At 58.4% G+C, this 25,853-nt stretch carries 26 protein-coding genes; 11 read left to right on the plus strand and 15 right to left on the minus strand.

Translation table 11 applies throughout. The features are described from left to right. Window positions 1–121: 121 nt before the first annotated feature. The 3 genes from KGA85_RS09070 to KGA85_RS09080 are packed head-to-tail and all read left to right on the plus strand — an operon-like array spanning window position 122 to window position 2,719. Window positions 122–1,543, plus strand: coding sequence for a cytochrome ubiquinol oxidase subunit I (locus tag KGA85_RS09070; protein WP_223543065.1), 1,422 nt, complete (start codon window positions 122–124; stop codon window positions 1,541–1,543). A gap of 17 nt (window positions 1,544–1,560) precedes the next feature. Next, entirely contained in the window at window positions 1,561–2,577 is a 1,017-nt protein-coding gene (gene cydB, locus KGA85_RS09075; RefSeq protein ID WP_223543066.1) for a cytochrome d ubiquinol oxidase subunit II, read from the plus strand. Continuing rightward, complete coding sequence (locus KGA85_RS09080) at window positions 2,564–2,719, plus strand: DUF2474 domain-containing protein (protein ID WP_151214959.1); 156 nt, start codon at window positions 2,564–2,566, stop codon at window positions 2,717–2,719. Before cydB ends, KGA85_RS09080 begins: the two co-directional genes overlap by 14 nt. A 155-nt stretch (window positions 2,720–2,874) precedes the next feature. On the opposite strand, the gene proS is transcribed toward KGA85_RS09080, so the two are convergent. Beyond that, the gene (gene proS / locus KGA85_RS09085; protein WP_223533274.1) at window positions 2,875–4,365 is read right to left on the minus strand and encodes a proline--tRNA ligase; all 1,491 of its coding nucleotides are present in this window, start codon (window positions 4,363–4,365) and stop codon (window positions 2,875–2,877) included. Window positions 4,366–4,583: 218 nt separating this feature from the next. Beyond that, window positions 4,584–5,435: a CAP domain-containing protein gene (locus KGA85_RS09090; protein WP_223456769.1), complete on the minus strand. Its 852-nt coding sequence runs from the start codon at window positions 5,433–5,435 to the stop codon at window positions 4,584–4,586. Between the two features lie 141 nt (window positions 5,436–5,576). On the opposite strand from KGA85_RS09090, the gene KGA85_RS09095 reads away from it, so the two are divergent. From KGA85_RS09095 to KGA85_RS09115, 5 genes are all read left to right on the plus strand, one after another. Then, window positions 5,577–6,197, plus strand: coding sequence for a cell wall hydrolase (locus KGA85_RS09095; protein WP_223456771.1), 621 nt, complete (start codon window positions 5,577–5,579; stop codon window positions 6,195–6,197). Between the two features lie 200 nt (window positions 6,198–6,397). Continuing rightward, window positions 6,398–7,375: an NAD-dependent epimerase gene (locus KGA85_RS09100; RefSeq protein ID WP_223456773.1), complete on the plus strand. Its 978-nt coding sequence runs from the start codon at window positions 6,398–6,400 to the stop codon at window positions 7,373–7,375. A 48-nt stretch (window positions 7,376–7,423) separates the two neighbouring features. Further along, the gene (locus tag KGA85_RS09105) at window positions 7,424–8,164 is read left to right on the plus strand and encodes a glycosyltransferase family 2 protein (protein WP_223456781.1); all 741 of its coding nucleotides are present in this window, start codon (window positions 7,424–7,426) and stop codon (window positions 8,162–8,164) included. Further along, the gene (locus tag KGA85_RS09110) at window positions 8,161–8,439 is read left to right on the plus strand and encodes a lipid-A-disaccharide synthase N-terminal domain-containing protein (RefSeq protein WP_223456783.1); all 279 of its coding nucleotides are present in this window, start codon (window positions 8,161–8,163) and stop codon (window positions 8,437–8,439) included. The genes KGA85_RS09105 and KGA85_RS09110 overlap by 4 nt, the downstream gene beginning before the upstream one ends. Window positions 8,440–8,442: 3 nt before the next feature. Beyond that, window positions 8,443–9,993 carry an ArnT family glycosyltransferase gene (locus tag KGA85_RS09115; RefSeq protein ID WP_223543067.1) on the plus strand — a complete coding sequence of 517 codons (1,551 nt, stop codon included), beginning with the start codon at window positions 8,443–8,445 and terminating at the stop codon, window positions 9,991–9,993. Window positions 9,994–10,047: 54 nt separating this feature from the next. On the opposite strand, the gene ahr is transcribed toward KGA85_RS09115, so the two are convergent. Then, entirely contained in the window at window positions 10,048–11,079 is a 1,032-nt protein-coding gene (ahr, locus tag KGA85_RS09120) for an NADPH-dependent aldehyde reductase Ahr (protein WP_223456787.1), read from the minus strand. 199 nt (window positions 11,080–11,278) lie between these two features. Between ahr and KGA85_RS09125 the strand changes: the two genes are divergently transcribed. Then, the gene (locus KGA85_RS09125) at window positions 11,279–11,479 is read left to right on the plus strand and encodes a YbdD/YjiX family protein (RefSeq protein WP_150814436.1); all 201 of its coding nucleotides are present in this window, start codon (window positions 11,279–11,281) and stop codon (window positions 11,477–11,479) included. Between the two features lie 54 nt (window positions 11,480–11,533). Here the strand turns inward: KGA85_RS09125 and KGA85_RS09130 are convergent, their stop codons facing one another. After that, on the minus strand, window positions 11,534–12,415 hold the full coding sequence (locus KGA85_RS09130; protein WP_223543068.1) for an NmrA family NAD(P)-binding protein: 882 nt from the start codon (window positions 12,413–12,415) through the stop codon (window positions 11,534–11,536). A gap of 38 nt (window positions 12,416–12,453) precedes the next feature. After that, window positions 12,454–13,095, minus strand: a complete 642-nt coding sequence (locus tag KGA85_RS09135; protein WP_223456791.1) for an HD domain-containing protein — start codon at window positions 13,093–13,095, stop codon at window positions 12,454–12,456. Window positions 13,096–13,215: 120 nt separating this feature from the next. On the opposite strand from KGA85_RS09135, the gene KGA85_RS09140 reads away from it, so the two are divergent. Then, window positions 13,216–14,238 (plus strand): GlxA family transcriptional regulator, encoded by a 1,023-nt coding sequence (locus KGA85_RS09140; RefSeq protein WP_223456793.1) that lies wholly within the window; start codon window positions 13,216–13,218, stop codon window positions 14,236–14,238. 68 nt (window positions 14,239–14,306) lie between these two features. Here the strand turns inward: KGA85_RS09140 and KGA85_RS09145 are convergent, their stop codons facing one another. The 6 genes from KGA85_RS09145 to KGA85_RS09170 all read right to left on the minus strand — a co-directional run bounded on the left by KGA85_RS09145 (window position 14,307) and on the right by KGA85_RS09170 (window position 21,124). Then, entirely contained in the window at window positions 14,307–15,074 is a 768-nt protein-coding gene (locus KGA85_RS09145) for a metallophosphoesterase (protein ID WP_223456794.1), read from the minus strand. A 509-nt stretch (window positions 15,075–15,583) separates the two neighbouring features. Then, window positions 15,584–17,056, minus strand: coding sequence for an aldehyde dehydrogenase family protein (locus KGA85_RS09150; RefSeq protein ID WP_223533272.1), 1,473 nt, complete (start codon window positions 17,054–17,056; stop codon window positions 15,584–15,586). Then, window positions 17,049–17,876, minus strand: a complete 828-nt coding sequence (locus KGA85_RS09155) for an ABC transporter permease (RefSeq protein WP_015095519.1) — start codon at window positions 17,874–17,876, stop codon at window positions 17,049–17,051. Before KGA85_RS09155 ends, KGA85_RS09150 begins: the two co-directional genes overlap by 8 nt. A 1-nt stretch (window position 17,877) precedes the next feature. After that, complete coding sequence (locus KGA85_RS09160; RefSeq protein ID WP_223456798.1) at window positions 17,878–18,795, minus strand: ABC transporter permease; 918 nt, start codon at window positions 18,793–18,795, stop codon at window positions 17,878–17,880. A 31-nt stretch (window positions 18,796–18,826) separates the two neighbouring features. Then, window positions 18,827–19,969, minus strand: a complete 1,143-nt coding sequence (locus tag KGA85_RS09165) for a PotD/PotF family extracellular solute-binding protein (RefSeq protein ID WP_223456800.1) — start codon at window positions 19,967–19,969, stop codon at window positions 18,827–18,829. A 39-nt stretch (window positions 19,970–20,008) separates the two neighbouring features. After that, window positions 20,009–21,124 carry an ABC transporter ATP-binding protein gene (locus KGA85_RS09170; RefSeq protein WP_223543069.1) on the minus strand — a complete coding sequence of 372 codons (1,116 nt, stop codon included), beginning with the start codon at window positions 21,122–21,124 and terminating at the stop codon, window positions 20,009–20,011. Window positions 21,125–21,672: 548 nt separating this feature from the next. Here KGA85_RS09170 and KGA85_RS09175 point away from each other — a divergent pair. Beyond that, entirely contained in the window at window positions 21,673–21,990 is a 318-nt protein-coding gene (locus tag KGA85_RS09175) for a DUF6124 family protein (protein ID WP_223456804.1), read from the plus strand. Between the two features lie 235 nt (window positions 21,991–22,225). Here KGA85_RS09175 and KGA85_RS09180 read toward each other — a convergent pair whose 3' ends face one another. From KGA85_RS09180 to KGA85_RS09195, 4 genes are all read right to left on the minus strand, one after another. After that, on the minus strand, window positions 22,226–22,918 hold the full coding sequence (locus tag KGA85_RS09180) for a hypothetical protein (RefSeq protein ID WP_223533269.1): 693 nt from the start codon (window positions 22,916–22,918) through the stop codon (window positions 22,226–22,228). 199 nt (window positions 22,919–23,117) lie between these two features. Continuing rightward, window positions 23,118–23,270, minus strand: a complete 153-nt coding sequence (locus tag KGA85_RS09185; protein WP_223456808.1) for a hypothetical protein — start codon at window positions 23,268–23,270, stop codon at window positions 23,118–23,120. Then, window positions 23,271–24,065 (minus strand): hypothetical protein, encoded by a 795-nt coding sequence (locus KGA85_RS09190; RefSeq protein ID WP_223456810.1) that lies wholly within the window; start codon window positions 24,063–24,065, stop codon window positions 23,271–23,273. Beyond that, window positions 24,062–25,853: glycoside hydrolase family 19 protein (locus KGA85_RS09195; protein WP_223543070.1), on the minus strand; the 1,792-nt coding region annotated here is incomplete at its 5' end. The genes KGA85_RS09190 and KGA85_RS09195, both read right to left, overlap by 4 nt.

Genomic DNA, 25,853 nt, shown 5'->3' on the forward strand with positions numbered 1-25,853 from the left:
CACCGGGGGCGGCCCGATGCCGCTCGCGTAACCCTTTCGACTTGTGTTGGCTGCAGGCCCCCCGGCCTGACGGTGGCCCGGCCGTGTGCCGCCGTTTTTCAGCCGCGATGAGGATATCGACATGTTTAACCTGGAGGCACTGGACCTGGCGCGCATGCAATTCGCGTTCACGGTTTCGTTCCACATCATCTTTCCCGCCATCACCATCGGGCTGGCCAGTTTCCTGGCGGTGCTCGAAGGGCTTTGGCTGAAGACCCACAACGACACCTACCGCGATCTCTACCATTTCTGGTCGAAGATCTTCGCCGTCAACTTCGGCATGGGCGTGGTCTCGGGGCTGGTCATGGCCTACGAGTTCGGCACCAACTGGAGCCGCTTCTCCGATTTCGCCGGCAGCATCACCGGGCCCTTGCTGACCTATGAAGTGCTCACGGCGTTCTTCCTCGAGGCCGGTTTCCTCGGGGTCATGCTGTTCGGCTGGAACCGGGTAGGGCGCGGCTTGCACTTCTTCTCGACGGTCATGGTCGCCATCGGCACGCTGATTTCGACCTTCTGGATTCTTGCGTCCAACAGCTGGATGCAAACGCCCCAGGGCTTCGAGATCGTCGACGGTCGGGTGATGCCGCTGGACTGGCTGGCCATCGTGTTCAACCCGTCGTTCCCGTACCGCCTGGCGCACATGGCAATTGCCGCGTTCGTGGCCACTGCGTTCTTTGTCGGCTCGTCGGCAGCGTGGCATCTGCTGCGCGGCAACGACACCAAGCAAGTGCGCAAGATGCTGTCGATGGCGTTGTGGATGGCATTGATCGTCGCGCCGATCCAAGCGGTGGTCGGTGACGCCCACGGCTTGAACACCTTGGAACATCAACCGGCGAAGATCGCGGCCATCGAAGGGCACTGGGAAAACAACGGCAATGAAGCGACGCCGCTGGTGCTGTTCGGCATCCCCGACATGCAGGCCGAGAAGACCAAATATGCCATCGAGATTCCGTACCTCGGCAGCCTGATCCTGACCCACAGCCTCGACAAGCAGATCCCGGCGCTCAAAAGCTTCCCGAAAGAGGACCGGCCCAATGCGACGGTGGTCTTCTGGAGTTTCCGCGTCATGGCCGGGCTGGGCATGTTGATGGTGCTGGCCGGCGTGCTTGGGCTGGTCCTGCGTCGCAGCGGTGCCATCTACCGCAATCGCTGGTTCCTGCGCCTGATGTTGTGGATGGGGCCAAGTGGTCTGATCGCCATGCTGGCCGGGTGGATCACCACCGAAGTCGGGCGCCAGCCGTGGGTGGTGTACGGCCTGCTGCGCACCGCCGATGCCGCGTCGAACCACAGTGTCGCGCAGTTGAGCATCTCGCTGGCGCTGTTCGTGGTGATCTATTTCTCGGTGTTCACGGTGGGCATCGGCTACATGATGAAACTGGTTGGCAAAGGGCCGCAGCCGCATCGCGGGCATCCCGTCGACGGGCATTCCGATCAGGTCATCACACCGCGCCGGCCGCTGTCCGCCGACGCTGAAATCTTCGAAACCGACGCCCGCGTCAATTGAAGGAAGGGAGTTGAGTCATGGGTATTCAAGGTATCGATTTATCGCTGATCTGGGGCGTGATCATCGCCTTCGGCGTGATGATGTACGTGATCATGGACGGCTTCGACCTGGGGTTGGGCATTCTGTTTCCGCTGATCCCGGATGCGAAGGAGCGCGATGTGATGATGAACACCGTGGCACCGGTCTGGGACGGCAACGAGACCTGGCTGGTGCTGGGCGGCGCGGCGCTGTATGGCGCATTCCCGCTGGCCTATTCGGTGATTCTGGAAGCGTTGTATCTGCCGCTGATCCTGATGTTGTGCGGCTTGATCTTTCGCGGCGTAGCGTTCGAGTTTCGCTTCAAGGCCAGCCCTGAAAAGCGGCATGTCTGGGACATGGCGTTCATCGGCGGCTCGCTGCTGGCGACCTTCTCCCAGGGCGTGGTGATCGGTGCTTACATCGCCGGCATCCCGGTGGTCGACCGCCAGTTCGCCGGTGGCTCGCTGGACTGGCTGGCACCGTTTCCGCTGTTCTGCGGAGTCGGTCTGATCGTCGCTTATGCTTTGCTTGGCAGCACCTGGCTGCTGGTCAAGACCGAAGGCATGCTGGAATCGCGGATGCGCCTGTTCAGCCGGCCCCTGGCCTGGCTGCTGTTGGCGGTGATCGGGGTGATCTGTGTGTGGACGCCAATCCTGCATCCGGAAATCGCCACCCGCTGGTTTGCCCATGCGCACCTGGTGGTGTTCGGTGGCCTCGCGGTGCTGGCCTTGCTGGCGATGTTCGGTTTGCTCAAGACCCTGCGCCAACGCCACACCCATTGGCCGTTCGCCTTCACCCTGATGCTGGTGTTCCTGGGCTACATCGGCCTGGCGTTCAGCATCTGGCCGAACATCGTGCCGCCTTCGATCAGCCTGTGGGCAGCGGCGTCACCGCCGACCAGCCAGTTGTTCATCCTGATCGGCGCGCTGTTCATCCTGCCGATCATCCTGATGTACACGGTCTGGAGCTACTACGTGTTCCGCGGCAAAGTGAGGATTGGCGATGGCTACCATTGAAACGAATCAAACGGCACCTGCGCGCTGGTACAAGCGCCTGGGATGGCTGGTGGTGATCTGGCTGGGCAGCGTGGTTGCGCTGGGAGTGGTGGCGGGGGCATTGCGGATGTTGATGCATGCGGCCGGGATGAGTAGCCACTGAGGTTTATTGCGAAAAATGGAACCCGGAGCCCATGACAGGGCTTCGGTTTTTTTTTTTGTTGGAAAGGCGGTGTGATTTTTTACAAAACAGGCGGAAAGTTGGCTTCTCTGGAAACAATACAGCCCCGCAATAGCGGGGCTGTAGGTGATCAGGGATCAATATGACTTTGCGTAAAGTGCCCACGTGTTCGTTTTTCGGCCGGTGAATAAACAGGTTGCGGAGATTCCAGGTTGTTTTAGCGGAATACAGCGAACGGTTACTCCAAGCTCTCCGATGGCTTGTTCAACTTTGTTGTCTTCGCTGAAGGGGGCGAGAACAAAGGCGCTAAGTTTTGCGTTCTGTTTGAAGTGCTTTTTGAATTCGTCCAGAGTAGTGACCGTTGTGGTGTTGTCGGACAATCTCTTCTGTGCCGCCTCTAACATGTCTTTTTGAAGGGTGGCCAGTGTTTTCGAGATGTTATTAACTAAATCTTCAGTGTCAAGTTTCAGGAGGATTTTGCAGTTGTTTCGACAGGAATAGGACACCACATTTTGCTCCAGTTCCTTTATGCCAATCTCGATCCGGACAGGGACGCCACGCTTGATGTGGTACCACTTTTTTTCGCCACTGTTCATGTCCCGCCAATCAACACTGGCCCGAAGGTTTTGCCCTTTCAGTTTTTTCCGACAAATTTGCTTTTGCAGTTTTTTGCAGTAGTCATGAATGGCATCTGCATTCTGTTCGTTGCGCACGATCGGGATAATGACGACCTGCGTCGGTGCCACGAGGGGCGGGAGTACTAGTCCATCATCGTCACCATGGGCCATGATCATCGCGCCGATCAGTCGCGTGGATACTCCCCAAGACGTGGTCCATGCCAGTTCTTTTATCCCTTCTTTGTTCACGAAGCGGATGTCTGAACTCTGTGCGAAGTTCTGGCCTAAAAAATGAGAAGTACCTGCTTGCAGGGCCTTGCCGTCTTGCATCATCGCTTCAATGGTGTAGGTGCTGACGGCGCCCGGAAAACGTTCCCAAGAGCACTTTTCGCCCTTGATTACTGGTATGGCCAGGTGCTCGGTAGTAAAGCGCTCATAGATATCCAACATCTTTAGCGTTTCGACCAAGGCCTCATCATGAGTTGCGTGAACGGTGTGACCTTCCTGCCATAGGAACTCCGATGAGCGCAGGAAAATCCGGGGACGCATTTCCCAGCGCAGTACGTTCGCCCATTGATTGATAAGCAAAGGCAGATCCCGATAGCTTTGTACCCATCGTGAAAAGGATGCACCGATGACCGTTTCACTGGTGGGCCTGATGATCAACGGTTCTTCTAGTGTTCCAGCGGGAGTAAGCGCTCCATCCGTTGATTTTTCGAGGCGGTGATGAGTTACAACTGCGCACTCTTTGGCAAAGCCTTCAACATGCTCGGCTTCTTTTTGAAGAAAGGATAATGGAATCAAAAGTGGAAAATATGCGTTTGAATGTCCTGTGTCTTTGATTTTCTTATCAAGTTCTCGTTGAATTTGCTCCCATATGCCATACCCCCAAGGACGGATAACCATGCAACCTCGAACTGGAGAGTTCTCAGCCATTTCCGACTGGGTAATCACTTGTTGATACCAGTCAGAAAAGTTTTCATTTCTTGTAGGTGATATTGCGTTTTTCATAGGACCCTTGCTTTGAAGTCGAAATTGTTATTCGAAATGGTGTCGTAAGGGGTAGGTATATTTATTGAGCTTTGAAATTTCAAGACTTCATGTGTGGTTTTTCATATTTCAGAAATTTCCTTCAGAAGGATCTTTCTTTTTGTAAAGTTACTCCGCTCTTCGACGTGTTCGTCGACCACAAATAGCCCCCAATGCAATCGCTTCGGGGGCTATGGCACTCACTGAGCCCCAAACATCGCCGTCCAGTAAATCCCCGCATCGCTCTTCGGGTCGGTCGCATACGCCGCGCCCAGTTCGCGGAACTGCGGGTTCATCAGGTTGGCGCAGTGGCCAGGGCTGGTCAGCCAGCCTTCGACCACCTTGCGTACGCTGTCCTGCCCGGCGGCGATGTTTTCGCCGATCTGCTGGAAGTTGTAGCCGGCCAGTTCTGCGCGGTCGCCCGGGGTGCGGCCATCGCGGTCCTTGTGATCGAAGTAGTTGTTGTTGGCCATGGAGCGCGAGTTGCCTTCGGCGGCGGTGGCCAGCGTGGCGTTCCAGGCCAGCGGCGCGGTCGCATTGAAAGACTGGGTGCCGCATTGACGCGGCTTGGCCCGTGCGGCGTTGAGTTCGATGAGCAGCTTCTGGCCCTCGGTCTGCCAGTCGCCCAAGCGTGAACTCAGCAGTGGCCGCGCCACGACGATGCGCCACTGATTGTCCTGGCGGCTGACGCCGACATCGACGAATTGCGGGTCGAGGACGATCTGGCAAAAACTCTCCTGAATCGCCTTCATCGCCGAGGCGGCATCGCGAGGCCCGGACAGGCTGATGGCTTGCACATTCTTCATGGGATAACCGGCAGTGGCCATCGCCTGCTGCAGATTACCGATGCTCGAGGCGGTCAGCACCAGGCGTGGGTCGGCCGACAACGGCGGAAGTTCCGATGAAACCTGGCCTGCACAGCGCTGCAGTTGGCTGCGGTAGACGTTGATCGATTCGACCAATTGCGCTTCGTCCGCCGCCACGGCGTGGGCGGCGAATACCAGGCCCAGAGACAAACCGGTCAAACGCATTGCGGATGAGATGAAACCCATGAATATCCCCTTGAGCAGATTGCGCCCATGATGCGCGAAGTTGGTCCATCCAGGACAACGGATTTATCCAGAGTGTAGTGGGGTGGGCGAAATCATTTCACTACTAGACTGAATCGAATCGCTCACCGAGTGACACCGACCATGCGCCTCGACTGGATCGCCACCTGCCTCGCTCTCACGTTGCTTGCCAGCCCGGTGTCCGCTGCGGATCAAGCGCAAAAGCAGCAAGCGGCCGAGAACAAGGCCGAGGTGCTGGAACAGAAAGCCGCCGAGAACAACAACCCCGCACCGGTGCCCAAGGCTGAAGCGATTACCCCGTCCGAAGTCCAGGCCGTCGACCCGGCGGGTGTCGCGCCGCTGGACGACGCGATCACGTGCCTGGCCCGCTCCATTTACTGGGAAGCCAGGGGCAAGGACATCGCCGACATGGAGGCAGTGGCCAACGTGGTCATGAATCGTCTGGGGCATGAGGGCTTTCCGGACACGGTGTGCAAAGTGGTCAAACAGGGTTCAGAGACCAAGAGTTGCCAGTTTTCCTGGTGGTGTGATGGCAAATCCGATTCGGTGCAGGAAGAGGTGCCTTACGCGATGGCCAAGGAAATCGCGCGCAAGGCCCTGAACAAGGAACTGCCGGACCGCACGCAGGGTGCCCTGTATTTCCATGATCGTACCGTCAAACCGGATTGGGCCACGCAATACATCAAGACCGTGGATATCGGTTTGTTCCGGTTTTACAAGCCACATGACGATTCGGCCAGATAATAGCGGCTGTTTCGGCCAGATATTGTTTTTTTTGCTGAGGTTGCGCACGGCGTTATCGAAACTGAAATGTTTCTGTTTTATAAGCTTCACAACGAAACCGTGCGCGAATGACGCCATAAGCAGGAGCTACATATGAAGCTGACGAGGGTCTGGATCAGTAATCTCGCGCCGATCGCGGCGCAGTCGCAGGCGTGCGCCCAATGACCGTTCTGGTCACCGGTGCGGCCGGTTTCATCGGTTTTCATACGGTCCAGCGCTTGTGCGGCGAGGGTCAGGAGGTTGTCGGTATCGACAACCTCAACGACTACTACGACGTGGAGCTCAAGCACGCACGCCTCAAGGTGCTGGAAACTTTGCCGGGTTTTCGTTTCCGGAAGATGGACATCGTCGACAAACCGGCCCTGATGAGCCTGTTTCAAGAACACCGTTTTACCGAAGTGGTGCATCTGGCTGCTCAAGCCGGGGTGCGTTACTCGCTGGACAACCCGGATATCTATGCGCAATCGAACCTGGTGGGTTTCCTCAATGTGCTGGAAGCCTGTCGGCACCATCGCCCCGAGCATCTGATCTACGCCTCGAGCAGTTCGGTGTACGGCACCAACAGCAAAATGCCGTTCAGTGTCGAGGATCCTGTCGAGCATCCCGTTTCGTTGTACGCTGCCACCAAGCGCGCCAATGAACTGCTGGCCGAAAGTTATTGCCACTTGTACGGATTGAAAGCCAGTGGCCTGCGCTTTTTTACCGTCTACGGTCCGTGGGGCCGCCCGGACATGGCGCTGTTCAAGTTTACCGACGCCATCCTCAAAGACCTGCCCATCGACATTTACAACGAGGGGCAGATGTCGCGCGACTTTACCTACGTCGACGACATTGTCGAAGGTATCGCCCGACTACGTCCAAAGCCACCGGTGCCGGAAGGCTCCGCCGCCGGGGTAAACAGGCTCTTCAACATCGGGCGTGGCATGCCGGTGGCGTTGCTGGATTTCGTCGACTGCCTGGAATCCGCCCTGGGCACGCAGGCCCGGCGCAACTATATGCCGATGCAGGCCGGTGATGTGGTCAAGACCTGGGCCGATATCTCGGCACTGGCCGAGTGGGTGGGCTTCAGCCCGCAGATGACGCTCGAAACCGGCGTCGGCGAGTTTGTGAAGTGGTATCGGCAGTTCTATCAGATTTGAAGCATTCGCCTCTGATCTCGAAAAAATCAAAAGGGCGAGAGAGACCCCATGAGCCAAGACATTTTTGTATCCGTACTGATTCCCGCCAAAAACGAAGCGAACAACCTCAAGCCATTGCTTGAGGAAATCCGCGTCGCATTGGCCGCTGAATCGTACGAAATCATCGTCGTCGACGATGGCAGCACCGATGCGACCCTGCAGGAATTGCGGCAGATCCGCCAGAACGGCCTGAACACCCTGCGCATCCTGCATCACGAACGTTCGCTGGGACAGAGCACCTCGCTGTACCACGCCGCCCGTGAGGCCCGCGGGCAGTGGCTGGCGACCCTCGATGGCGACGGGCAGAACGACCCGGCGGACATCCCCGGCATGCTGGCGCTGGTGCGCGGCGAACCGGGCAAGGTTGACGTGCAACTGGTTGCCGGGCACCGGGTCAATCGCCGCGACACGGCGAGCAAACGTTACGCCTCGCGTTTCGCCAACAACCTGCGCCGCCGCCTGCTCAAGGACGCCACCCCGGACACCGGTTGCGGCCTGAAGCTGATCGAGCGCGCGGCGTTCTTGCGCCTGCCGTACTTCGACCACATGCATCGCTATATTCCAGCGCTGATCCAGCGCCATAACGGCCGCATGATCGTCCATCCGGTCAACCACCGGCCGCGCACGGCCGGGGTGTCGAAATACGGCAACATCGACCGCGCACTGGTCGGCATTCTCGATTTGTTCGGTGTCTGGTGGCTGATCAAGCGCACGCGGCTGAACACCATTGCCCAGGAGATCGAAGGATGATGTTGTCTCGTGAAACCCTGTGGCTGATCGTCGGCTTTGCGGGGCAGGTGGCCTTTACCGGACGGTTTGTCCTGCAGTGGTTGTACAGCGAGTACAAGAAACGCAGCGTGATCCCGACCAACTTCTGGTACCTGAGCATCGTCGGCAGTACCTTGTTGCTCGCCTACGCCATCTACCGCCAGGACCCGGTGTTCATCGCTGGTCAGGCGTTTGGCTCCATCGTCTATTTCCGCAACCTGCAATTGATTGCCAAAAGCAGAAGCGTGAAGGAATAAACCATGCGTAGATCGTTGTCGCCCAGGGTCGAATGCCTGGGCCTGATGCTGCTTGCCCTGTTGCTGATCGGCGCGGGAATGGGGCTGCGCCAGGCACAGAATGTGGACGAAGAGCGTTTCCTCGGCGTCGCACTGGAGATGCTGCAAAACGGCTCGTGGCTGATCCCGCACCGGGCCGCCGAAATCTATGGCGACAAGCCGCCGATTTTCATGTGGACGGTGGCGTTCTTCACCTGGCTGACCGGCAAACCCAACATCGCCCTTTATATCCCGGGGCTGTTTTCGGCGGTGACGGTCACGGCGATGGTCTATGACCTGGGCCGTCGCCTGTGGACCCAGCGTACCGGGCGCAACGCCGCGCTGTTGTACCTGGCGACGTACCAGACCTACAGCATCCTGCGCACCGGGCAGATCGACAGCCTTTTGATTCTGTTCAGCTCCCTGGGCCTGTACGGTCTGGCGCGACACCTGCTGCTGGGACCTGCGTGGCGCTGGTTTTACGCGGGTTGTGCGGCCATGGGCATTGGCGTGATCACCAAAGGCGTGGGTTTCCTGCCGGCGCTGTTGCTGATTCCATACGCCTATGCGGTGCGCAAAGGCTGGCCCGGCGTGGTGGCGATGCCCGGCGATGCGCGCAAGTGGTTGCTCGGGTTTGCGCTGATGCTTGGCGCCATCGCGATCTGGCTGTTGCCCCTGGCCTTGTCCATCATCGTCAATGGCAGCGCCGACGAAATTGCCTATGCGCGGGAGATCCTCCTGCACCAGACCGCAGGCCGCTATGCCGCTGCGTGGCATCACCGCGAACCGTTCTGGTATTTCTTCACCAACGTGATTCCGCAGTACTGGCTGCCATTGGTGCTGGTGCTGCCATGGCTGGTGCCCGCCTGGCGCCGGCAGTTGCAAAAACGCGATGGTCGGGTGTTGGTATTGCTCGGTTGGGTGGTGCTGGTGGTGCTGTTTTTCTGCATCAGCACTGGCAAGCGCAAGTTGTACATCTACCCGGCGCTGCCTGGGCTGGTGCTGGTCGCCGCGCCGTTGATCCCGTGGCTGCTCAAGCGCTGGTTCAAACGGCACCCGCGTTTGCGTCGGGTGTTCCCGGCACTGGTGGCAACCTGGTTCGCGTTGTGGTTCGCCCGTGGTTTCATCGAACCGCTCAAGGAAGGCACCAACATTGATCAGGTGCTCATGGCGCAGGCTGCGACCATGACCCAAGGCGCCGATCTGGTGCTGGTCAACTGGGAGGAAGGGCACTGGTTGTTTGCCCGTCAACCGATCGTGCATTTCGGCATGGATTACTCCTCCATCGAGAAGGCTGCGCAGTATCTGCGCGAACACCCCAAGGCCTACGCTTTGGTGCCGGATGACGTACTGAACCAGTGCTTCAAGCCCGAAGCGGCCCGTGAACTGGGTGAAAATTCCCGGGCGAACTGGTCGATCGTGGGCGCGGATGCCGATAACGGCAAATGCCTGCCGCAAGAGGCTGGCAAAGCCTATCGGTTCACCTGGAATGACCCGCATATGCCAGCGTTGCCTGCGCAGGTGGCTAATCCCTGAGGGCAAAAAAAGGGCTGCTTGAATAAGCGGCCCTTTCTCTTCGTTCGTCGCCTGTCACTGACTGGCGTCCAGTACCACGCGGTAGCGTGCCTTGCCGCTGCGCAAATGATCGATGGCTTCGTTGATCCGGCTCATGGGAAACATCTCGACCTGCGGCAGGATCTGATGGCGGGCGCAGAACTCCAGCATCATCGCGGTGTTGGCCGGTGAGCCGACCGGTGAGGCGGACAAGACTTTTTGCTGGGGAATCAGGTTGAACACGTGCACCGGTATGGCATCGGGCACGACACCGACAAAGTGCAGGCGACCCTTGCCGCGCAGGGTGGCGAGCATGGCCGTCCAGTCGAGGTTGGCGTTGGCGGTGACCAGGAGAAAATCCAGGGTACCGGCAATGGCATTGAGCGCATCGGTGTCGGTCGAGGCGACCACCTTGTGCGCGCCCAGGCGCTTGGCTTCGTCCTGCTTGCTCAGCGATGAGGTGAAGGCGGTGACTTCGCAGCCCCAGGCGTTGAGGAAGCGCAGCGCCAGGTGACCGAGACCGCCGATGCCCACCACGCCGACCCGGTCGGTGGGCTTGATGCCGAATTCCACCAGCGGGTTGAACACGGTCGAACCGGCACAGAACAACGGCCCGGCCATCGCCGGATCGAGCCCCGCCGGGATCGGCAGAGCCCAGGCCCAGTGCGCGCGAATGCGGTCGGCAAAGCCGCCGTTGCTGCCGATGATGGTCGGTTGCACGGTGCGACACAGGTTATGCGAGCCTTCGATGCACGACGTGCAATGCATGCAGCTGCCCTTGTACCAACCGATGCCCACCCGTTGCCCCAGTTCCAGACCGCGCACCTGCTCGCCGACCCGCACGATACGACCGACCACCTCGTGGCCGGGAATGAACGGGTAGTGGCTGATGCCCCAATCGTTGTCGATCAGCGACTGGTCGGAGTGGCAGACGCCGCAATATTCCACGGCGACTTCCACCTCATCGTTGCCCAACGGGCCGGGATCGTAGCTAAAGGGTTCCAGTGGCGCGCCCGCTGCCGTGGCGGCCCAGCCGGTAAAGGTGGTGAGTTCGCTGCTGTCGCTCATGAGATACCTCCAGATCAGAAGTCAGGGGTCTTGGCCGCTTTGGTGCAGCGGCGGAGCGAGGAAAGTGTAGCGGGTTGCCGGCGTTCCATCGGGCGCGAGCCTGGATACTTGAACATACAAAGGCGCCTGATGTGGACACATTGCCGATACATCAGCGCGGTTTCATGGGCCAGGTCCCACGCTCACAGAGAGATCAACCATGTTCCGCAAACTGCAGCAGGTCGCCAGATTGTTCAGTCAGAGCGCCCGATTGATGGTGGGCGTTCCCGAGTACGACAACTACGTGGCACAAATGGCCCGCAACCGTCCGGGCGAGCCTGTCATGAGTTATGAGATGTTTTTCCGTGAACGCCAGGAAGCGCGTTTTGGCCGGGGGAAATGCAATACGCGGTGCTGTTGAGGGCGTTGGGCGTACGCGCGGTTCAAAAGAACACGACGCATACGCTCGCCACGGTCACTGTTCGAACAATTGGCGATTGGCCTGTACGAAGTCAGCCACCGTTTGTGGTGCTTGACCGGTGACTTGTCCAATCACGCCATCCACTCCTGAAAAGATTCCGTTCTGGTAATCGACAGCGACTGCAAGGAAGTGCTGGATGACAAATTCCGGCAGATCGTAGGTCTGCAGGTGCTGGCGATACTCCTCCAGCGTCGACGGGCTGTAGGTAATGGTGCGGCCGACGATGGCGCTGATTTCCTCGGCAATTTGCTGATGGCTCAGTTCGACGGGGCCGCACAGCGGGTAGGTCTTGCCGATATGACCGGACGGCTGGGTCAGGAGCCTGGCGATCACACGGGCCTGATCCTCGGCGGCAATCGGTGCGTGCCGCCCGCTACCGTACGGCAGCGTTATCTTGTTTTCCTTGACGATCTGATCCAGCACCCAAGGGAAAATTAGCCATTCGGAAAAGAGCGTCGGGCGAATGTGCACAGTGGGCACGCCCGACCAGTCGAGTACACGCTCGGCGATCCAGTGGTCGCGGGCGGCGTGGCTCAGCGAGTCTTCTCGGGCGGAAATCTGCGACATTTCCACCACCACCTCGACGCCTGCGCGGCGTGCGGCATCGGCAAAGTAGGCGGTCGCCTGAATGTAGCCGGGACGAACCGGGTAGCACAGGTACGCGCCTGTCATGCCCTCCATGGCACGCAGGATGTCGTCATGCTCAAGCAGGTCGCCAACGAAAATTTCGGCGCCCTCGCTTTGCAAGGCGGCACTGCGCTCGTCCAGTTGGTGCACGAAAGCCCGCACTGCATGGCCTTCATTGATCAGGTGGCGAACGGTGTAGACACCGGTTTTACCGGTGGCGCCGGTGATGAGGTATTGGCGTGGCTGCAAGGTGGATTCTCCCACTGTAATAAACGAATTGGCGTGGATCAGCTGTCGAAGGGGGCGTTGTCGATCAGGTCGCAGACATTCGGGCAGTCGAAGCCATGGATATGGCGACGTCCGACATCCGCGAGCCCGGTGCCGATGGCCGTATGGGGTTTCTTCCTGGCCACCTCGGCAATGGCTTGGGTAAAGGCCGCCTTCATGCCGATGCGGGGGTAGAGCGCAAGCGTGTCGTCGACCAGAGACGGGGTGATTTCATCCAGATGCAGCCCCATGACGTCGACATGGGCGCCCAGATAGATCAGGGCGATTTCCGGCTGTTTGCGGTCGGCGATGCCGGCGCTGGAGTGCAGGGCAATCGCATCCCAGACCTGTTCGGCTTTCGCCTGCGGATACCCGTTTGCCCGCAGAAAACGACTGGCGGCATCGGCGCCATCGACTTCAAAGCGCTGGTCGGCGGCAAACTCGGGCGTCAGCCCCAAGTCGTGCAGCAGTGCGGCGAGGTAGACCGCTTCACGGTCATACTTAGAGCCCCGACGCTGGCCAAGGAATTCGGCAAACCACCATGTCCGGTGTACGTGATGCAGCAGCGCCTTGGAGTGGACACGCTCCACGAGCGAAGCCGCTTTGCGGGCGAGCTCGGAGTCTGGAGCGCTGAAGCCGCCGATGTTGATGGGTGTATGCATGTTGCCTCCCGAGGGATGAAGTGGACTTGCCGTTCACTCTAGGGATTTGGCGGATGGCACAATTGACTATTTACGGATGATTTGTGCCAATATGGCGCTTTGTACGCGCAGGAGTCAGCCGTGACCAGCAAGACGAAATCCGGCGGTCCATCGATTGGCCGTACGCCAAAACGCGTCGTGATATTGGGCCTGCCCCCCGTGGACGGGCTCGATGTGATCGGCCCGGCCGAGGTGTTTTCCCTGGCGAACAATCTGCACGACGGAGCATTCGCGCCCTATGTACTTGAGCTGGTCTGCGCCGGTGGCGAGCCGCAGATGGCGAGCAGCACCGGCATCGGGCTCGTGGCGCACGCGACCCTTGAGCACGAGCGGCATGCCAACAAGGCAATCGACACGCTGATCGTGGCGACAGGCTGGCAAGCCATCGATCAACTGGACGGGGCGGCCATCGAATGGGTTCGCACAAGGTCCGAAAGCGTGCGACGGGTGTGCTCGATCTGTGTCGGCGCCTTTGCCCTGGCGGACGCAGGGCTGCTGGACGGGCGCCGGGCGACGACGCACTGGCGCATGGCACGCGATCTTGCCGAGCGTTATCCCAAGGTGCAGGTCGATCCGAATCCGATCTGGATCAAGGACGGCAACGTCTATACCTCGGCCGGCATCTCGGCGGGCATCGACCTTGCCTTGGCGCTGGTCAGCGAAGACCTGGGGGATGACGTCGCGCTGGACATCGCGAAAAACCTGGTGCTGTTCCTGCGCCGTCCCGGTGGGCAGGCGCAGTTCAGTGTCGCCCTGCAATCGCAGCAGGTGCCCGGTTCAAATCTGGATGAGCTGTGCCACTGGATCAGTGAGCACCTGAGTTCGCAGCTGACCGTGGAAATTCTGGCAGACCGCTTTGCCACCAGCGTCAGAACCTTGATACGCATCTTCCAGCGGGAATTGCAGACCACCCCGGCCAAGTACGTTGAAGACGTTCGGCTGGAAGCGGCCTGCCGGGAGCTTGAACTGGGCGGACGGTCGATGGAGGAGGTCGCACGCCGATGCGGTTATCACAGCGTTGACGTACTGAGGAAGGTGTTCGTCCGGCGCCTTGGCGTGAGTCCCAGGGAGTACGCGCAACGTTTCGCGCCAGACGCGGGGTAGGGGCGCCCGAGGCTTTCGGAGGATGTCGAGCTGTTCGATGCGCTGGAACTGGCAATTTGAGGATTGCCTCAGAACTCCAGATCGATCACGAAAGCCTCATCGAAATCAGGATTTTCATTGATGCCATTTTTGGCATAGCCCCGGGGGTTGCAGACCACGCGGGTGTTGCCTACTCGATAGTCAAAGCTGCCATGGGTGTGGCCATGCAGCCACAGTGCCGGCTGCCAGTGTTTGATCCGCGCTTCGAGGTCCGAGACAAAGCTTGAGTTGATCGGCGAACCGGTAAACGTCGGGCTGATGCTCGACCGCGTCGGGGCGAAATGCGAGACCACCACCGTGGGCGTGCTGCTGTCGCGGGTGAAGCAGTCTTGCAGCCAGGCGACCGTCTGCAGAAACACCAGCTGGGAAATGGCCGGCGTGAACAGGTCAGGGAAATCGGGGGCAATCCTGATGTGGCTGAAGTCACGGATCAGCTGGGTCGCCAGATCGATGCCCAGCGCCCGATCTTCCGGGCTGTCGAGCAGGCGATAGTCAGACCACAAGGTGCAGCCGAGAAAACGCACGCCGTCGTGGATGTACTCCGAACGTTCCAGAATGTGGATCTGCGTGCCTTGCGCCAGGCTGTTCAACTGTTCGTAGGTGGAGATCAGGTCACTGCCATAAAACTCGTGATTGCCTGCCACGTACAGCAGTGGAACCGGGCACGCTCTGGCCCACTCGATGGCCTTGGCCGGCCGGGCGATGTCTCCGGCGAGCACGACAATATCGGCATCCACGGCGGGAAAAGGGATCGCGTTGACGGACAGGTGCATGTCGGACAGCAAGGCGATGCGCATGGATCAACTCCGGCGTGTGTTGAAGGGCAGGTCAATCAAGTTACGCGTTGATAACCCGTTGTCACAAGCCTGCTGGTCAGCAAAACAAATGTGGGAACGGGTGTACGCCGATGCGGTGCTCACAGCCGATACATATCCGTTTCTGCGGTAACTGCCGCTTATGGTTCCGCCCTTACGGCGGGTCACTTTCGAAGAGCGCGAAAGTAACCAAAGCGCTTTGCCCCTGACGTTCGGTGCCTCGCTGTGGCTCGGCATGCCCTCGCTCCGGTCCTGCTCCGTGGGCCCGCCGCCATCGGCCATCCATGGCCGGCGGCGGCTAACCCGGCATCCATGCCGGGTTGCCCACTGCGCAGAACCTGCGCTCGGCCTCACGAGGGGGCGTTCACCGCAAAAGCAAAAGCAAAAGCAAAAGCAAAAGCAAAAGCAAAAGCAAAAGCAAAAGCAAAAGCAAAAGCAAAAGCAAAAGCAAAAGCGAGACGGGCGGCCTGCTCGCGATGAGGTCGACCCGTTTACTTCAAGTACCACCCCCACGGCTGGTCACTGACGTACTCGGTCACCTGCTTGACCTCAAGATAATTGTGCAACCCCCATTGCCCCAGTTCCCGGCCGATGCCGCTGTGTTTCATCCCGCCCCAGGGCGCTTCGACGAAGGTCGGTTGCGAGCAGTTGACCCAGACGATCCCGGCGCGCAGTTGGTTGGCGACCCGGGCGGTGCGCTGCAAATCGGCGCTCATCACGGCGGCGGCCAGGCCGAAGCGGCTGGCGTTGGCCATTTGCAGCGCTTGCTCTTCGGTCTTGAAACGCTTGATGCACAGCACCGGCCCGAAGACTTCTTCACGCCACAGAATGCTGCTGTGCCCCGGTTCGTCGAAGATTGCCGGCTCAATGAAATACCCTTCGGCCAGATGCGCCGGGCGCCGTCCGCCGGTGAGCAAACGGGCGCCGCTGGCCAGGCCCTGGTCGATGAAACCGAGTACCTTGTCGTACTGGCCCTGACTGACCAGCGGCCCGAGCAGCACGCCGGGCTGCATGCCCGGGCCAATGCTGATCTTGCGGGTTTCTTCCACCAGCCGTTCGATCAGGCGCGGGGCGATGGTTTCCTGCACCAGCAGGCGTGACGTGGCGCTGCACACCTGACCCTGGTTCCAGAAAATCCCGAACAGAATCCACTCCACAGCGGCTTCGACATCGGCGTCGTCGAACACGATGAACGCAGACTTGCCCCCCAGTTCCAGGCTGATGTTCTTGATGTCCCGCGCCGCCGCCGACATGATTTTCGCCCCGGTGGGCACACTGCCGGTGAAGGCCAGTTTGTCCACTCCCGGATGCTCGGTGAGCGGGCTGCCGGCGTCGGCGCCGAGGCCGGTGACCACGTTCAATACCCCGGCCGGCAAGCCGATACGATCGGCGGCGGCGGCCAGTTCCAGGGCGGTCAGCGGCGTCAGTTCAGACGGTTTCAACACCACTGTGGCCCCGGCGGCCAAGGCTGGGGCGACTTTCCACGCGGCCATCAGCAGCGGGTAGTTCCAGGGAATGATCTGCCCGGCCACGCCAATCGGCTCGTGGCGGATGCGGCAGCGGAAACGCGCGTCGGGCAAGGCCAGCGGCTGATCCTGTTGCAGGTCCAGTTCGCGGGCCAAACCGGCGTAGTAACGAAAGCAACCAATCGCATCGCCAATGTCCCACTGCGCTTCGGGCAAGGGTTTGCCGTTGTCGCGCACTTCCAGTTCTGCCAGCGCCTGCTGACCACTTTCCAGTTCATCGGCCAGCGCCTCCAGCCATTGCCCGCGCTCGGCGCCGCTGGTCTGGCCCCAGCCATTGTCGAAGGCACGCCGGGCCGCACGCACGGCATGGTCGACATCCTCTTCAGTGCCTGCCGCCACGCGGTGGAAGACCTGTTCGGTAGCCGGATCGATCACGTCCAGATAACCGCCCAGGTCCGGGCTGACCCATTCGCCGTTGATGTAGAGCTGATCACGCATGGTGTGACTCCTGGACGCCGGTACGGCGGTTTTGCAGATGGCGGGAAGTGAACAGCAGGGCCAGCGACACGCAGATGATCACCGTGGAAATCGCGTTGATCTCCGGCGTCACGCCGCGGCGGATGGAGGAAAAGATGTAGATCGGCAGCGTCGTTTCGGAACCGGCGACGAAGAACGCGATGATGAAATCGTCGAAGCTGAAGGTGAAGGCCAGCAGGAACCCGGCCATGATCGCCGGGCTGATTTGCGGCAGGGTCACCCGCCAGAAGGTGTCCATCGGTGGCGCGTACAGATCCGCCGAGGCTTCCAGCAGGGCCTTGTCCAAGGAGTCGACGCGACTGCGAACGATCACCATCACCAGGGCCATGGTAAACAACGAATGCGCGGCGATCACGGTGAAGAACCCCATGTTCAGCTTCGGCACAGTCGGCAGCCAGCTCGCCAGCAGCGGGTTGATCAGGTCGAACAGGCTGATGAACGCAATCAGCGTCGAGATGCCGATGACGATGCCCGGCACGATGATCGCGCAGTAGGTCAACGCATCGAATAGCAGGCGCACTTTGGCGCCGCAGCGCTGCAAGCCGAACACCGCCAGGGTGCCGAACAGTGTGGCAATCACCGCCGAGCTGAACGCGATCAGCGCACTGTTGCCCAGCGCCTCCATGATGAACGGGTTGCCGAACGCTGTGCCGAACCATTGCACCGAGCAGCACTGGAACGCCAGGCCACTGCGCCCGGCGTTGAAGCTGAACAGCACGATCAAGGCAATCGGCGCGTAGAGAAACAGGTACAGCGAGGTGGAATAGCTGCGCAGCCACATGTCACAAACCTCCGTCGGCAGGGCGGCCGCCGTAGCGCGCCACCAGTTTCAAGTACACGCCGATGATCAGCAGCATCATCGCCACCAACGTCATGGCCAGCGCACTGCCGAACGGCCAGTTGCGCGATTGCAGGAACAGGTCGACCAGCGCGTTGCCGACAAAGAACACCTTGCCGCCGCCGAGAATGGCCGGGATCAGGAACTCGCCCATCAGCAGGATGAACACCAGCATCACCCCGGTGATGATCCCCGGCGCGGACAGTGGCAGGGTGATCCGGCGGAAGCTTTCGAAGGCACTGGCGCCCAGGTCCGCCGAGGCTTCGAGCAGGCGCTTGTCGAGTTTTTCCAGGCTGACGTAGATCGGGAACACCATCAGCGGCAGGTAGCCGTAGACGATGCCGATCAGCACCGCCCACGGCGTGTTGATCAGCCGCACATCCTCAAGCCCCAGGCTGGCCAGCAGCGCCGGAATGCCCTTGCCGCTGAGGATGAAAATCCAGGCGTAGGTGCGGATCAGGAAACTGGTCCAGAACGGCACGATCACCAGGGTCAGCAACAGTGAGCGGTTCCTCGTGACCTTAACCGCAAGGAAGTACGCCAATGGATAAGCCGCCACCAGGCACACCAGGGTGCCCAGCGGTGCCAGCATCAGCGTGTTGCTGAACGCCGCGCCGCGAGAACCGAGGTTCAGGTAGTTGGCTAGGGTGAAGCCACCGGCGTAACCGCCCACGGCGCTGCGCTCGCCGAAACTGAAGACCAGGATGATCACCAGCGGCATCAACAACAGCAGCAGGAACCACAGGGTCGAAGGCAAGAGCATCAGCAGGGTGATGCGCCGGCCGAGGCTGCGCCGTTGGCGAACCTCGACCGACAGGGCATGGCCCGGCTGCACCGTTTGCGGGTGGGCGACGGCATTCATGGGTGACTCCTCATTGGCCATGGTCAGGCGATCAGGCGGACTTGAAACGCGCCATCAGTTCGGCGCGGGCCGGGCTGGTCAACGTCGCGGCGGCACCGAACTCCAGCGGGCTCAGGGCCTCGGCGGCCGGGTACATGATCGGATCGTCGAGCATCGCCACCGGCAGCAGCGCGTCGACACGCTTGTCGCCGCTCGGGTAGCCGTGGCTCAGCACTTCGAGCTTGTTGTGCTGCGGATCGAGCAGGTAGTTGATGAAGGCGTAGGCGGCGTCCTTGTGCTCCGAGCTTTTCGGAATCGCGAAGAAGTCGCTCCACAGCTCGCCACCTTCCTTGCCCAGTTCGAACTGCATTTGCGCGTTGTCGCGGTGCAGTTGCGAGGCGTCGCCGGTCCAGGACATCGCCAGCCAGGCATCGCCGCTGCGCATCGACGGCTGAATGTCGGAGTTGATCGCGAACAGGTGCGGCTTGACCTCGATCAGCAGCTTTTCCGCGTCGGCCAGTTCTTTCGGGTCCAGGGAGTTGAAGCTGTAGCCGAAGCTTTTCAGCGCGTTGCCGATGGCGGTCAACTGGTAGTCGTGGACCATCGTCCGGCCACTGGCCGGGCCTTGGGCGGCGGCCCAGAATTCCTTCCAGCTGGCGGGGCCGTTTTTCAGCTTGCCGGCGTCGTAGAGCATGCCGGTGGTGCCCCAGTTTTTCGGCACCGCATAGACCTTGCCGTCCACCGTGCCCTGGGCCATGAACTTCTGCTGGAACGCCGAGGCGTCGAAGTTGGGAATGCGCGACAGGTCCAGCGGCTCGATCAGCCCCAGGCCGACGTAGGTGCTGATGGTGTAGTTGGTCGGCACCAGCACGTCCCAGCCACTGCCGCCGGCCTGCAATTTGGCGAGCATTTCTTCGTTGGAACCGAACACGCTCATCGACACCCGGGCGCCGGTGGTCTTGCCGAAGGTGTCTAGGTTTTCCTGGCTGTGATAGTTCGGCCAGGTCGCCAGCGACAGGCGATCACCGAGTTTGGTTTGCTCGGCAGCCTCGGCGGTGGAGGTCAGCAGGCCGGGCATGTTGGTGGCGACCACGGCGGCGGCGATCCCAAGGCCCGTGCGGCCAAGGAACTCGCGGCGACTGATCGAGCCGTTCTGCCAGCTGCGCAAGGTTTTTATAAAAGTCTTCTGGTCCATAGCACGCTCCACATCCGGTTGATGAAACGAATCGATGATTTACAACGCCATGGCCAGGCCATTGGCGTGATCCCAGCCGACGCGCACTGGCGCGCCGTGTTCGAATGCATTGGCGCCATGGTCCTGCTGGCGCGGCACCCGCACGCAGACCACGCCGAAGGCCTGGGTGCGCACGCGGTACTCGGTGGAATTGCCCAGGTAGATGCGATCTTCGACGCAGCCCGGCAGCTTCACTTCCCGGATCATTTCGGCGTTGGCGCTGGCGATGCTGATCAGCTCCGGCCGCACCGCAATGCAACCGGCGGCGTTGGCGCTCAGGCCTTTGCCGGTAGGTGTCAGCGGGCTGGTCAGCTCCAGCCCTTGCTCGGTACGCAGTACCACCGAGTTGCCGTTGAGCTGGCGCACAGTGCCGTCGAACAGGTTGGACTCGCCGATAAAATCAGCCACGTAGCGGCTGGCCGGGGCTTCGTAGAGTTGTTCCGGGGTGGCGGTCTGGATGATCGAACCGTTGTGCATCACGCTGATGCTGTCGCTCATCGATAGGGCTTCTTCCTGGTCGTGGGTAACCAGCACGAAGGTGATGCCGACCTCGCGTTGCAAGCGCAGCAGTTCCGATTGCATCTCCTTGCGCAGCTTGCGGTCCAGCGCGGCCAGCGGCTCGTCGAGTAGCAACACCGTTGGCTTGTTGACCAAGGCGCGGGCGAGGGCGACACGTTGTTGCTGGCCGCCGGACAGTTCACTCGGCTTGCGCTGGCCAAAGCCGCTCAGGCGCACCATCTCCAGTGCTTCATCGGCCATGCGCAGTTGCTGCTTTTTGTCCGGGCGCGGGGTGCGATAGCGCAGGCCGTAGGCGATGTTCTGCGCCACGGTCAAATGCGGGAACAGCGCGTAATGCTGGAACACCATGTTCACCGGCCGCTCGAACGCCGGCACACCGGCCACACTTTTACCGGCTAGGCGAACCTCGCCGCTGGTGGGCTGTTCGAAGCCGGCGATCATGCGCAGGGTGGTGGTCTTGCCACAGCCCGAGCCGCCGAGAAAGGAATGAAACGAGCCACGCCGCACCGCGAAATCCAGACCGCTGACGGCCTGCACCTCGCCATAGCGTTTGACCACATTGCAGAATTCGATATCGCTTGGCGGGGTGTTGTTCACGAGGCGGGCTCCCTTGCAGTGATGAATCAGTGCGTCGGGGGCCAAACTAGCAATCGGGGTTTTGCGGTGTATATATCCCTTGGGGGATAGGAGGGGGCAGGCTCAACGTAAAAGTACGTCGGATGTTTCCTGTATTTCCATCATGATTTCAGCGCTGGCAGGTTGCTTGAATCCAATCATTCAGTACTGTTTAAACGTGCGCGTTTAAGCGCTGTAAGCGTTACTTCCCGCAAGCTACAACACCTTGCGTCGTTGCCTACAGGTACGCCAGAATCCGCCGGCTTGTGCGCCTTGGTGGTGGGTTTTATCGTTTGTCGGTCGCTGGAAAACAGCGATCGGGTTTGGTAGCCCGTCTTCGTTCTAGGCGCATTGCGCCACCTTGATGCAGTCATTTTTTGGGACTGTGTTTTATATGGTGGTCATGCGCGGGGCTCCCTTGCGGGCGCCGGGTTCTAGTGCGACCGGTCTACCAACCCGCGTGTGGCCGCCACCCTTCGTTTGGTAGCGAGGGTGATGGCTCTTTACTATTCGCGCTAGAGGTTCATTCCATGTTCAAGGTCACACCCAATCCCCCGGACACCGATCCGGCATCCCCATACGAAAGCCACGATCTCAATCCCGGCCCCCACATCATGGCGATGCCGCGCAAGCCCGGCACGATGTTCATCGTCAATCCCGAACTCAACACTGAAACCTTGCTGGTGCATGCCTGTGAATCGCTGGCGTCGGCCAATGTCATGGCCAACGATCTGGTGGATCATCTGGAAGGGACGAACCGCAATGCGCTGTTGGGTATTGCGCAGGTGATCATGCTGGGTGAACTGGCGGTAAACCGCGCACTGGATCAACTCGACCCACCTGAATAATCGCGACCCGAGCTGCCGAAAGCTGTGATCTTTTCTAGATTTGCTTGGGATTGCCGAGAATCAAGACAAAGGGATCGCAGCCTGTGGCAGCTCAGAGAGTTGCAGTCGAAGATGTCGAACAGTCGGCTCTTGATCGGTCCTTTGTCTTCAGCGTCGGCCATGGGGCGGTAGCGTTCGAGTTGCGTTTCGTTGAGTTTAAAATTTACGCTGAAACGTCACGTACATTTTTCCACCGCTATTTTTTTAGATCCTGCTCCTGTATTCTTTGAAGTCGCACCGGATCTTCAGAACGAAGCACATCAAGGTAATGGAGAGTGGGCTTATCTTTGTTGATAAAAACCAGAAACCCAACAGCATCTGCAAAATTAAAGCACCCAGAGCGGCTTTTAATGATTTTTTGAGGTGCTGAGTTTTCTAGTGAGTTTGCTGATGGGTATCTATCAAAGATTTCAATTTCTCCTATTTTTCCCAGGAAAAAATCTTTCCCAATACCAGTCTCAAATATCTCTTTAGTGTCAAATGAAAAAAATGACTCTCTCCATGTATTTGAATAATCCTGCGCAATCTCATCGTAGTTCTCGGTAAGTTGTGTATTTAGCCCGCATATAGCGGTGGATACTCTGGCGCCATTATAAATATTTCGTACGTCAAAGTAGGCGCAGTCAATTAGTATCTCGTTCTCCTTAGGTGTCAGAGTGTAGTAGAACTTATATCTAGCACTCGCGCGCAGTGCAGGGGAGTCATTTATGGTTATTAGTTTTCGGTCGAAACCTTCTTTGTCGCCAACTATATTCTTGTAGATCACTTCGCTATTGCTATCGCGCAGTATGATACTTCTCGGAGTTTGCCCGCTCACTATTTCTCTAGATGCAGCTTTTGAACAGGCTAGAAGTAGTAGCGATAGGAGTAGGGGAAAGTATTTAGTCATGTTAAAACTCCATGGAAAATTTTGATGTCTGCTTTAAAATGGCAGGCGAGAAGTGCGTATGTGTCTTCTCGTATTGCATTAAAAGCTCATCCACATCAATTGGACTACCTAGCTTCGCCAACTGTCCATCCAACCCCGCCGGATGAAAGTGAAACACCTTACCCTGCACCGGCAACCCCTCGCTGTCCGCCTCGTCCCCCTAACAAATCAATTGCTTGATCCGCTTTTTCTCCGCCAGCCAGTTCAAATGCGGCGTCGAGCCGCTATGGTCGAGTAACTCATCCAGCGCCTCCCACTTCTGTGGCTGTTGATTCCACTTACTTTCTGTGTGGGTGATCAGCGGTGAGAACATTTACTTGATATTCTCGCAATTATCTAGGTCACTGCATTTTAACCATCCTTCGGTCACTGCCACCCCCGAAAACCTAAATTCAATCCAATCCGAACCATCATCGTCTTTGAAAAAGTCGAGCAGTGTGACCTCGTCTCCTTGGACTAAATATTTTTTTGTATACCTTGCAGCCTCTGGCGAAGAAAAAATAACGGCTTTAAATGATGAAACCGTAGCGCTCAATGGAGTTCTACGCTCATGATCAACATTATCGGAAACCAAAAGCCGAGTAATTGACCCATCCGGGTGATACACCTCTCTCTTTATTTCTCCACACCCAACGCAACTATCTAGAATCTCAAGCTTAACTACCCCATCTCTAATGTGATATAAATATTCACTCCATGTCGAGCCATCCCTGTAGGAGCTGGTGATATAATCACCTCCGATTCTAAAATTACACAAAGCCCCATCATCGAAAATTAATTCATCTAAAGAATTGCTGGCGGCTCTGTATTGCAATACCTTATAGCAGATATTGATGCTGTCTCCTTCTAGACGAAAAATTACTTCTCCTATTCCATCTCCATCTAAATCCTCAATATAAACATTGCTATAAATCCCTTCGATTTGCCTCATGAAATTAGTAGGTGGCGGCAATGAATAAGGAATCCCTTGCAAAGAAACCGAAATCGCAAGAGGTGTGCGATTATCAATTTTTAGAATAGGCAGAGAAGGGTCAGCATTAACCCCAAAAGAAAGAAAGCATAGCGCCAGTGAAAGTCCAGCAGTTAATACCGGTTTCATGGTGTTCATTTATTTAATCCCCACTCTTCTCTAATCGCTTCGTATATTTTTACTCGTTCATGCAGTCCATTATCACCACCATTTACCGCCAACGTAACGAGCCTGACATTGTCGGGCTCGTTGTCTATAAGGATGTTAATGTTTCCACGTGCATTGTGTCGTCTACTTACCGCGCCGTTGTGCCGCCAGTACCAACATGAAACATCTATGGCATCAAACATGTTTTCGGCAATTAAGTTTGGCGAGCGTACAAAGTCAACTCCTCTGTAGCTCGAGTAAGCTGCATAATTATTTTTCCAAGTGAGCTGAATTAGACCTCTTCCTTTATATCTAGGGCCATCACCGATTTCCGTATTCCCGCTGGCTGCAGCATTGACATGCCTGCCAGGGTCGTACTGCTCACCTGACGCAAATTCTACAGTTGTTTCGAAGCCCGCTGACTCGTGAAAACACTGAGCAATAAAATGTGCTTGTTGGTGCGGGCTTGTAATTTGATATCTCTCAAAAGCTTTATTTAAACTAGCAACAAATTCATACTTGTCATGTTTGTGTATTAATGGATATCTCGCCTTGAATTCGTTAATAAAGTTGCGTCCACCTCCTCGTCCCGTAAACCAATTGCCAGATTTCCCCGTGACTTTTTCTAACAGTTCCACAGTAATTCTTCTTTCAGTCGTGTTGAGCAATCCACTCACCCCCACCGGATGAAAGTGAAACACCTTCCCATACACCGGCAACCCCACTTTCTCCGCTACCTCACTCCACCAACTTATCTGCTTGATCCGCTGCTTCTCCGCCAACCAGTTCAAATGCGGCGTCGAGCCGCTATGGCCGAGCAACTCGTCCAGCGCGTCCCACTTCTGTGGCTGGTGATACCACTCACTTTCCTTGTGAATGATCAGTTGCGATATCGATTGCGCATGGGCCGGCAGGCGGATGGCCGCCTGTAGTTCCTCGGCGGTCATTTTGCCGTCGCGGTTGCGGTCGATGATGTCGAAGAGGCGGCTCTTTACCGGTCCTTTGTCTTCAGCGTCGGCCATGGGGCGGTAGCGTTCGAGTTGCGTTTCGTTGAAGTGGCGGATGTTGCTGAAGAACGAGGCGAGGGCATGTCGAGGCGTGCCGTAGTCGTAGATGATGTCGTAGCCTTCCCAGGACCATGGGCTGAGCCATGGTGTGACACCGACTTCTTCGCGCACCCAGCCGTCGAGCAGGTTGTTGTCCGCGTCGTGTAGCAGCCCGTCTAGGCGATACCAGGTGCGGGCGTTGTGGCTCGGGCTGGCCGGCACCTGGATTTTTCGGTCGGCCGGCAGAGCATCCAGCACATTTTTGGGGAGCAACAGGTCGGCGGTGCTGAGTGGGCTGGAGGCACTCGCCATCTGCAGGCGGGCGGCAGTGGCATTGTCTTCATGAGTCACCACGGCCGTGCCCTTGGCCAGCTTCAGCCAGGTCTTGTCTTTATCTGGCAGGCGCTGAGCCCAGGCACGACTGGCCTCGATGAAAATATCGACGTCATCGCCACTGAACACTTCCAGGTGCAGTTTCTCTTCCGGGTACTCGGCACGGCATTCGTGATATTGACCGATATGGCCTATCAGATTCCCGGCCTTGATTGGCACCGGCTGGTCGAGCACCACCACCTGATCCGTCAACGCTGCCGGCTCACCTTGCAACGACGCGGCCAGCACGTATTGGCTGATGCTTTCCAGCTTGCGAAACTCGCCTTCACCACTGATGGTGATTTCCGTTCCTTGCCTCAAATGGAGCAAATCACGACCGTTGAGATCGAAGCGGGACCGA

This window comes from Pseudomonas sp. GL-B-12 (genome assembly GCF_019955895.1).
GTDB lineage: Bacteria > Pseudomonadota > Gammaproteobacteria > Pseudomonadales > Pseudomonadaceae > Aquipseudomonas.

What these genes read in the sequence shown, in the direction of transcription:
- KGA85_RS09180 (WP_223533269.1), bottom strand. Translation starts at nt 22,918, where the DNA reads ATGACTAAATACTTTCCCCTACTCCTATCGCTACTACTTCTAGCCTGT.
- KGA85_RS09155 (WP_015095519.1), bottom strand. Translation starts at nt 17,876, where the DNA reads ATGTGGCTGCGCAGCTATTCCACCTCGCTGTACCTGTTTCTCTACGCG.
- ahr (WP_223456787.1), bottom strand. Translation starts at nt 11,079, where the DNA reads ATGAGCGACAGCAGCGAACTCACCACCTTTACCGGCTGGGCCGCCACG.
- KGA85_RS09095 (WP_223456771.1), top strand. Translation starts at nt 5,577, where the DNA reads ATGCGCCTCGACTGGATCGCCACCTGCCTCGCTCTCACGTTGCTTGCC.
- KGA85_RS09145 (WP_223456794.1), bottom strand. Translation starts at nt 15,074, where the DNA reads ATGCGCATCGCCTTGCTGTCCGACATGCACCTGTCCGTCAACGCGATC.
- KGA85_RS09150 (WP_223533272.1), bottom strand. Translation starts at nt 17,056, where the DNA reads ATGCGTGATCAGCTCTACATCAACGGCGAATGGGTCAGCCCGGACCTG.
- KGA85_RS09185 (WP_223456808.1), bottom strand. Translation starts at nt 23,270, where the DNA reads ATGTTCTCACCGCTGATCACCCACACAGAAAGTAAGTGGAATCAACAG.
- KGA85_RS09175 (WP_223456804.1), top strand. Translation starts at nt 21,673, where the DNA reads ATGTTCAAGGTCACACCCAATCCCCCGGACACCGATCCGGCATCCCCA.
- KGA85_RS09160 (WP_223456798.1), bottom strand. Translation starts at nt 18,795, where the DNA reads ATGAATGCCGTCGCCCACCCGCAAACGGTGCAGCCGGGCCATGCCCTG.
- KGA85_RS09100 (WP_223456773.1), top strand. Translation starts at nt 6,398, where the DNA reads ATGACCGTTCTGGTCACCGGTGCGGCCGGTTTCATCGGTTTTCATACG.
- KGA85_RS09125 (WP_150814436.1), top strand. Translation starts at nt 11,279, where the DNA reads ATGTTCCGCAAACTGCAGCAGGTCGCCAGATTGTTCAGTCAGAGCGCC.
- KGA85_RS09135 (WP_223456791.1), bottom strand. Translation starts at nt 13,095, where the DNA reads ATGCATACACCCATCAACATCGGCGGCTTCAGCGCTCCAGACTCCGAG.
- KGA85_RS09115 (WP_223543067.1), top strand. Translation starts at nt 8,443, where the DNA reads ATGCGTAGATCGTTGTCGCCCAGGGTCGAATGCCTGGGCCTGATGCTG.
- KGA85_RS09190 (WP_223456810.1), bottom strand. Translation starts at nt 24,065, where the DNA reads ATGAACACCATGAAACCGGTATTAACTGCTGGACTTTCACTGGCGCTA.
- KGA85_RS09165 (WP_223456800.1), bottom strand. Translation starts at nt 19,969, where the DNA reads ATGGACCAGAAGACTTTTATAAAAACCTTGCGCAGCTGGCAGAACGGC.
- cydB (WP_223543066.1), top strand. Translation starts at nt 1,561, where the DNA reads ATGGGTATTCAAGGTATCGATTTATCGCTGATCTGGGGCGTGATCATC.
- KGA85_RS09070 (WP_223543065.1), top strand. Translation starts at nt 122, where the DNA reads ATGTTTAACCTGGAGGCACTGGACCTGGCGCGCATGCAATTCGCGTTC.
- KGA85_RS09110 (WP_223456783.1), top strand. Translation starts at nt 8,161, where the DNA reads ATGATGTTGTCTCGTGAAACCCTGTGGCTGATCGTCGGCTTTGCGGGG.
- KGA85_RS09080 (WP_151214959.1), top strand. Translation starts at nt 2,564, where the DNA reads ATGGCTACCATTGAAACGAATCAAACGGCACCTGCGCGCTGGTACAAG.
- proS (WP_223533274.1), bottom strand. Translation starts at nt 4,365, where the DNA reads ATGAAAAACGCAATATCACCTACAAGAAATGAAAACTTTTCTGACTGG.
- KGA85_RS09090 (WP_223456769.1), bottom strand. Translation starts at nt 5,435, where the DNA reads ATGGGTTTCATCTCATCCGCAATGCGTTTGACCGGTTTGTCTCTGGGC.
- KGA85_RS09105 (WP_223456781.1), top strand. Translation starts at nt 7,424, where the DNA reads ATGAGCCAAGACATTTTTGTATCCGTACTGATTCCCGCCAAAAACGAA.